The organism is Amycolatopsis sp. NPDC049252 (assembly GCF_043197175.1).
Classification (GTDB): domain Bacteria; phylum Actinomycetota; class Actinomycetes; order Mycobacteriales; family Pseudonocardiaceae; genus Amycolatopsis.
The window spans coordinates 1-2,441 of record NZ_JBICSQ010000183.1 but is presented as its reverse complement, the minus strand read 5'-3'; the positions used below and the strand labels follow the sequence as shown (position 1 = coordinate 2,441).

The following is a 2,441-nucleotide window of genomic DNA, read 5'->3' as shown; positions in this document are numbered from 1 at the left end:
GCGCCGGGCCTCGCCGCTGGGGGGGGTTGGGTGTGCGGCCGCCCCCCCACCGCGGCGTTTTTTTCGGTTCGGGGCGGGGCGGCCACCATGCCCCCCCCCCGGCAGTATAGGTCGTTATACAGTTGGGGATCAGACTCCGTTGATGCCCCGGCGGGTCAGGAGGGGCTCGATCTCCGGGTCGCGGCCGCGGAAGGCGCGGAAGGCGTCCATCGGGTCGACGCTGCCGCCCTTGCCCAGCAGGGTGCTGCGGAAGTGGTCGCCGTTCTCGCGGGTCAGGCCGCCACTCTCCCGGAACCACTGGACGGTGTCGGCGTCGAGGACCTCGCTCCAGATGTAGGAGTAGTACCCGGCGCTGTAGCCGCCGCTGAACACGTGGGCGAAGTAGGTGGTGCGGTAGCGCGGCGGGACGCTTTCGAGCGCGACACCGGCCTTCACGAGGGCGTCGGCCTCGAAGCGCTGCACCTCCGCCACGCGGTCGTCGACGCCGAGGCCGTGCCAGGCCTGGTCGAGCAGGGACGCCGCGAGGTATTCGGTGGTGGAGAAGCCTTCGCCGTACTGCTGGGCGGCGAGGAGCTTCTCGACCTGCTCGGCGGGCAGGGGCTCGCCGGTGACGTGGTGCTTGGCGTAGTGGGCCAGGACTTCCGGCCACAGCATCCACATCTCGTTGACCTGGGACGGGTATTCGACGAAGTCGCGGGGCACGTTGGTGCCGGAGAACGTCGGGTAGCGCACCGAGGAGAGCAGGGCGTGCAGCGCGTGCCCGAACTCGTGGAACGCGGTGACGACCTCGTCGAAGGTCAGCAGGGTGGGCTCCCCCGCCGGCGGCTTGTTGACGTTGAGCACGTTCACCACGACCGTGCGGTCGCCGAGCAGGTCGGACTGGTCGACGAAGGTGTTCATCCAGGCGCCGCCACGCTTGGCGTCGCGGGTGTAGAGGTCGAGCAGGTACAGGCCCAGCGCGGTGCCGTCGGCGTCGAAGACCTCGAAGGTCCGGACCTCCGGGTGGTAGACGGGCAGGTCGTGCCGCTCGGCGAAGCTCAGGCCGTACAGCTTGTTCGCGGCGTAGAAGACACCGTCCAGGTAGACGCGGTCGGCTTCGAAGTACGGGCGCAGCGCCTCGGTGTCGACGTCGAAACGCTCCCGGCGGACCTGCGCAGCGTAGTACGGCCAGTCCGACGGCCGCAGCGTCGCGCCCGGGACGTCGGCCTCCAGCAGCTGCTGCAGTTCCGCGGCCTCGGTACGGGCGTTCGCGACGGCCGCGGGCGCCAGGCGTTCGAGCAGGCCCGCGGCGGCTTCGGCGGTCTTCGCCGTCTCGTCCGCGATGACGTACGCGGCGTGGTTCGGGTAGCCCAGCAGCGCGGCGCGTTCGGCCCGCAGGTGCGCGATCTCGGCGACTACGGCGTTGTTGTCGAAGTCGTTGCCGCGGTTGCCCCGCGCCATCGACGCGGCGTGGATCCGCTCGCGGACGTCCCGGTCGCTCAGCGTCTCCAGGGGCGAGGCCTGGCTGGTCGGCAGGGTCAGGTTGATGACGTACTTGCCGGCCTCACCGCGGGCGGTCGCCGCCTCGGCGGCGGTGGCGATCGCGCCGTCACCGAACCCGGCGAGCTCGGCGCGGTCGTCGATGACGACGGCCAGCTCGTTGGTGTCCTTCAGCAGGTTGCGCTGGAACCGGGTCTGCAGGGTCGAGAGCTGCTCGTTGAGCTCGCGCAGGCGGGCCTGTTCGGCCTCGCCGAGCCCGGCGCCGGCGCGGCTGAAGTCGGTGTGACGGCGTTCGAGCAGCCGCAGCGACTCCGGGTCCAGCCCCAGCTCCGCACGCCGCGCGTGGAGCGCGTCGATCCGGGCGAACAACCGCGGGTTGAGGTGGAGCGCGTCGTGGTGGGCGGCCAGCTTCGGCGCGAACTCCGCCTGGATGGCCTGCAGCTCGTCGGTGCTGTTGGAGCCGGCCAGGTTGTAGAACACGCTCGCCACGCGGCCGAGCAGCTCGCCGGCGCGTTCGAGGGCCACCACGGTGTTCTCGAACGTCGGCTCGGCGTCCTGCGCCGCGATCTGCTCGATCTCCGCCGCGTGCTCGGCCAGTCCCGCTTCGAACGCGGGGCGGTAGTGCTCGTCGGAGATCCGGTCGAAGGGCGGCAGGGCGTAGGGCAGGTCGCTCGGTGCGGCGAACGGATTGTCCGGCGAAATCATCGGGGCAGGCTCCTGATCGGGGAAACACTCGGTCTCGCCACCCTACGGGCTCCCCCGGTGACGATGTCAGCGCTTTCCGTAGGTGGCCCGGGTCACCGGCCGGTGGTACCGCCGACCACGGCGTCACTGCTCGTGGCGTCCTTCGCGGCCTTTTTGCCCCGTTTCGAGGGCTTCGGCGCCGGCGGCACGATGCCGCTGAGGTCGGCGCTGTGGTCGTTGACCCGCAGGACGAACGGGCGGGTCTCGGTGTAGCGCAC

At 71.0% G+C, this 2,441-nt stretch carries 1 protein-coding gene and 1 pseudogene; both read right to left on the bottom strand.

Translation table 11 applies throughout. The features are described 5' to 3' along the window. Nucleotides 1-129 precede the first annotated feature (129 nt). Nucleotides 130-2,184, bottom strand: coding sequence for a M3 family metallopeptidase (locus tag ACGFMK_RS48965; protein WP_392778957.1), 2,055 nt, complete (start codon nucleotides 2,182-2,184; stop codon nucleotides 130-132). A 92-nt stretch (nucleotides 2,185-2,276) separates the two neighbouring features. Beyond that, nucleotides 2,277-2,441: pseudogene (locus ACGFMK_RS48960) on the bottom strand (phosphoglycerate mutase); the annotation flags it as partial.